Below are 5849 nucleotides of genomic sequence, written 5' to 3' on the forward strand. Positions count from 1 at the left end.
GGATCTGTCGGTGTACTCGGGTCCGTTGGTGTGCCGGGTTCTGTGGGATCACTCGGATCTGTTGGTGTGCCGGGTTCTGTGGGATCACTCGGGTCTGTGGGTGTGCTGGGATCCGTTGGTGTACTCGGGTCTGTGGGAGTACTGGGATCCGTTGGCGTACTGGGATCTGTCGGTGTACTCGGGTCCGTTGGTGTGCCGGGTTCTGTGGGATCACTCGGATCTGTTGGTGTGCCGGGTTCTGTGGGATCACTCGGGTCTGTGGGTGTGCTGGGATCCGTTGGTGTACTCGGGTCTGTGGGAGTACTGGGATCCGTTGGCGTACTGGGATCTGTCGGTGTACTCGGGTCCGTTGGTGTGCCGGGTTCTGTGGGATCACTCGGATCTGTTGGTGTGCCGGGTTCTGTGGGATCACTCGGGTCTGTGGGTGTGCTGGGATCCGTTGGTGTACTCGGGTCTGTGGGAGTACTGGGATCCGTTGGCGTACTGGGATCTGTCGGTGTACTCGGGTCCGTTGGTGTGCCGGGTTCTGTGGGATCACTCGGATCTGTTGGTGTGCCGGGTTCTGTGGGATCACTCGGATCTGTTGGTGTGCCGGGTTCTGTGGGATCACTCGGATCTGTCGGTGTGCCGGGTTCTGTGGGATCACTCGGATCTGTCGGTGTGCCGGGTTCTGTGGGTTCACTCGGATCTGTTGGTGTGCCGGGTTCTGTCGGATCTCCCGGCTCCGGTTCCTCCGGTATACTTGCAAAACCAAACTCTATCTTTTCAAAATAGTAGTCTTTTCCAGCTTCTAACTTTGCCTTTGCAGTGGAGCTTAGCTCTATCTCCTTGTTTTCTTTAACAGAACAGGTATCGAGAACCTCTATAGTGGTTTTAAAGAGATCATACTTAGTTACCCTGATATCCGCACTACCGTTTTTATCTATATCAATATAATACTGATCAAAGCCTCTGGCGTCAGGTTTTGTATCCAGAAGAACAATGCTCTTATCAATATCTATAAAGCCATCCATTATAGTAATGTAAGCTACAAAAGCAGAAGTATCTGTCAGTTCACACTTTTTCCCGGTAAGATTAACTCCCTCTTTGCCATAGTTATAAGATATTGTCCCGGGCTGTGGCATTTTAAAGGTAATCTTGCTATAATATGGCTTCTTAACACTTTTAAATTCGCTTGCAGCTTTATCGCTTATTTCAAGAGTTATACCGCCGCTTACGCTATTTGTGGCGAGTGCACGGAATATCACATCACCTGAATAGTTATGAAAAACATCGTAGGTGCCATCCTTATCAATATCAATCTCAGCATCCATAAAAGGAGCATCAGGATTGAAAAGAATGACATTATCAGATTCTAAAGCGTTTTCTGTATTATAAAACGCAGCTATTTCTGAGGACTTGGTGAGTCTCTTCATCCCATAAGTAATGTCAATAACAAGCTCTCCAAGGCATACATCCACGCGTGGTAATGAAAATGTAATCTTCTCAAAATATCTATAATTTTGAGATTCAAGCTCAGCTATTGTGCGTCCATTCAGTTCAAATTCAACTTCGCCTTCAATAGAACAGGTGTCAAGGACAGTTATTCCCATAGATCTTGGCGAATCTTTTTGCGATACCAGAATGTCGTAGTTGCCATCCTTGTCAAGATCAAACTCATATTCTCCCACATATACTCTATTGAAGTCAATTTTTTTCTCAAAATTACTCAGTCCGAAAAACATAGTGTATCCAAATGCATCGGCGTCTTCATCTTTAAGCACAATCTTATCGGTATAATTTTCAAGCTGGAATATCTTTCTTCCTTTATTGTATGAAACAGTTCCGGGCTTAGGTAATATAAATGTTATCTTCTTGTAGAAAAGGCTTTTGGTGGATTGTAACATCGCAGCTTCCTCATCAGTAAGCTCAAATGTTACCGAACGGTCTAAACTGTTTGTCTTAAGTGGATGGAAAACACCATAGTTAAACTGAACATCATAATTGCCATCCTTATCCAGATCCAGTTCTAATAATCCAGGGGCCACATCTTTAATTGAAATCTTGTCACTCCTTACGCCTACAGTATTTGTAAACGCATTTATCAGCTCATTTTCTATTTGCATACTTCCATAGGAAATATCAACTAACAGATCACCTGCGCAGAAATCTGTACGAGGCATATTGTCGGGAGTTTTTCCAACTGTTTCAGGATTAGTAGGAAATACAACATTAAAGCCCTCATAAAAATCCGAAGCTGAAGCATCATGCTCTTTATCGCCGATAATATAGTCATCCAGCGAAACCTTCCAGGAACTTCCCTTTATACTGCTGCCCTGTAAAACCCAATAACATCCATCCTCTTCATCAAAATAAACATCATAGGTACCATCACGATCAAAATCATAAAAGGTTATACCGATCAATGTTTCCACATCATATTCCGGATTAGCCTTTGTATGATTTATATAGTCAAAAGTCTTAGAAAGGCAATTCTCCTCTTCATCAGAAGGCTTAAAGCTCCCTTTAGTGAGGTCAATATTAAGTACCCCTTTATTACGATTGATCAGTGGATTAGGCGGTAATTTTGATGCAATTGTCCCTACAGAGTCAGGATCATCAGGAAACGCAAATGTTAGTGTCTCATAAAAATCAGACTCTGATTCATCCTCGGCTAACAAGATGGCTGCATCACCATCAAGAAATACTGATCTGCTTTCCCCTTTTATACTGCTTTGTTTCAAAACATAGAATTTCTTATAATAATCGGATATGTATACATCATAGTATCCGTCCTTATCCAGATCCAGGAAAGTCCCATCGGAATTTTTCCCGGTAATATAATCAGGCACTGAACCCAAATACTTCATATAGTTAAGTGTCATATAAAAGATGGTCTGTTCTTCAGTTGTAAAGTCCTGGCTCCCCGTTGTCAGGTCAATTGTTAAGGTTCCCTTGTTGTGATTTACATACTGTATATACCCAGTCATAGTAATTGTGGCATTATCAGTATCAATGGTAGTTTCACAATCCTTTAAAACCGCATCATCTCTTTCTGATTTAGTTATTTGATTAAATTTCCAATCCTTGAAATTATCCCACTCAGACTGATACTTGCCATATGCTTTTGCGATTATTGTGAATCTATATTTTTGCCCAGGCACAAACTTATCGTCTTTATTAAGCTTTTCCCCGGTAGAAGTATTTTCAAAGAACTGATAAACGCTATAAATATCATAGCGTCTGCCATTAACCAGCGTAGTATTTGTGTATTCAGGAATGCAAACATCCTCAGGCGTTAGTCCCTCTGCAGGACTAAGCAATGTAAAAGATATAATTTTATTTGAAGCATTCACTCGCGGTTTCGGAATATCTGCTGCCTTTGCAGATAAAGCAGCAGAAGGCAATAACGTTATAAAAAACGCGATTGCCAATAGAAATGGTAGAATTGTCGTTAATTGTCGTTTTCGATTCATAAAATGCAGCCCCCTTTTCCTTTGTATGAAATTGACTTTCATATTTTTGTCCATATATTGTAAGAAATTTTTAGAAATTCCACTACCGCCATTTGGGGGTAATTTTCAAAAAAATTTCCATTTTGAAGGTTGTTTCTCAAAATGGAATTTTAGAAGTTATTTCCCAAAATGGAATTTTGAACTTAATGCTATTCAAATACTGCAAAAGTTGATCTCTTGGGCACTCTTCCGCTGATAAGCTCTATAGGCCAGACGGCTTTTCTTCCATCGTCAGATTCGATAATAAGGTTGTCATTTGCCATCACCTCGGCTATGGAAACCACAAACTGCTGCTTTTGTCCCTTGGTCATCTCTACTATTTCACTTAGGTGCTTTCCGTCTGAGGAGTTATCAGGATTATGCCCGCTTGTTGTATCATTCTTGCTTATTACATCGTTCTCGCTTGTTGCATCGTTTTCGCTTGCTACATCGTTTGCCACGGCGGGCTCAATGAACACTTTTGCACTTTTAATAATCGAAATCACTGTGATGTGCTCCTGGGCTCCATCCTCATAAAATACGGCAGGTCCCAAGAGGTCGGATATCTCTTCCGGCCCGTTCTCTATTACAAATGCGGCTGCATTTTCCGGAGCCTCTGATACAAAGGCCTCCCATCTGCTTGGCTTACTGGAAAAGTGATATCTAAGGTAGCTAAACAGCTCATGATCCACAGGCTCGTATTCGAATTCCTCAGTAAAAGTACTCTCCTCTTCGCCTTCGATTTTCCAGCACTCCGCTCCTACCTTGTCATCGCCTGCAAAGCTAAGGCCAAACACCTCTCCTTCCTGCACGCTTCCGATTAGATTCCCCCAGAAATCGTAAATCTCGTTGTACCTTGAATAGACAGCAGTGGAGAGATCATCGTCCTGCCATATAAGATTGGCACCCATTATGCTGTAGACAAAATCGTTCATATAAATGTTGTAAAAGACGTAAAGTCCATAGTGCGGATTCACATGGCAATCGAGCACAATAAAGTCACCGACCCTCCGGCAATCCATGATTGCTGTCGCCGCCGGGGCAAATTCCGAGAGCTTAAAGGTGCTGTTATTGTAATAAAAAGTATCCCCTTCGAACTTGATTACAGGCTCTAAATTGCCCAGATCGTACATTCCGTAAAAGGCATCATCAACCTCTTTGATCTCTGCTATTTTCCCTGATGAATCGGTTTTCACGTTATAGATGTAAAGCGGGCAGGTAGCAGAAAATCTGTCCTCATAGAGGAGCTTATCTGTTTGTACGCCGTCACCTGGTTCATAGCTGCTAACTGTCAGATCCTCATCCTCAGTAAAATAGGCAGCCGTGAAAGCTCTGTCCGTATACTCCTCGTAGGTCTCGAATTCATCCGGAACCATTTTCTGGAGAAGGATATTGCCGTTATCTTCTCTTGCCCATGCGAAGGCGTAGAATTCCTGGTTTTCCAGGGGCTGATTGGCTATGTCTGATGAATGTTCTCCGTTTTTCCTGACAAATTCCCAGTCCGTCTGGTAGTTATCAAAAGTGTCCGGATTATAAGAACTGAAAACACCAAGGGATATCCAAGTATCTCCGTTTCCTTCCTCGGAAAGATAGAGATAATCCTTATCTTTGCCTATTCCTATGTGGAATATACCGCTGGTTTCCGCTTCTGAAGTAACATATGCATCTTCTGACTTGGGCAAAAAATCCTCCAGCGAAGTCAACTTAAGAGTATATGCATTAGGATTCTTATCGTCCTCGAAGGTCTTCTCAAACTTTATTTCTCCGTCGCAGGACGCGCCGTCTTCAAGTCGTGTGAAGGTACAGGAACCATCCTCTTTAAAGGTCATGGTTCCATATTCTTCACCATCCTTACTGTTCACGAAGGTCCATTCTCCCGCTATGAAAGAGCAGATATCAGTGTTGGAAGAAAGGAGGGATTTCGTGAGCTGTGCGCGAGGTTCTTCTGAGTTGCCTGTCTCGCTATTTTCTTCATTTGCAGAGTCACTATTCCCGGTGTTATCGCTGCTATTTCCCGTGTTATCGCTGCTATTTCCGTCATTTTCGTTATTGCTATTCCCGGCGTTTTCACTTCCACTATTGTTATCATCATTGGCATCAGCGTTGCCTTTATCTGATGACATTCCATTAGAATTCTGTGAATCTACTTCACTTGTGGAATTACTTCCTACGCCGCTTGTGCCATCTTTTCCGCAAGCTGTAAGCATGCTCAATGAAAGTGCCAGAATTATCGCTGTTACTTGTCCTGTCTGTTTTATTTTCATATGCTCCATCCGTTCCTTAGGCAGTGAAATTTTAGTTTTCTCTTGTTTCACTGCTCCAATTTTGTTTCCCGGCAGTGAAAATTTGTATTTTCTCTATTTCACTGCTCCAATT

2 protein-coding genes are annotated in these 5849 nt (G+C 42.6%); both read right to left on the minus strand.

The features are described 5' to 3' along the window. Positions 1 to 3455, minus strand: a 3455-nt coding sequence (locus G586_RS27680; protein WP_442852458.1) for a hypothetical protein, incomplete at its 3' end; no start/stop codon positions are given. Between the two features lie 188 nt (positions 3456 to 3643). Then, on the minus strand, positions 3644 to 5737 hold the full coding sequence (locus tag G586_RS0117905) for a hypothetical protein (RefSeq protein ID WP_155834268.1): 2094 nt from the start codon (positions 5735 to 5737) through the stop codon (positions 3644 to 3646). Positions 5738 to 5849 lie beyond the last annotated feature (112 nt).

The organism is Butyrivibrio sp. VCD2006 (assembly GCF_000423925.1).
Taxonomy (GTDB): domain Bacteria; phylum Bacillota; class Clostridia; order Lachnospirales; family Lachnospiraceae; genus Butyrivibrio.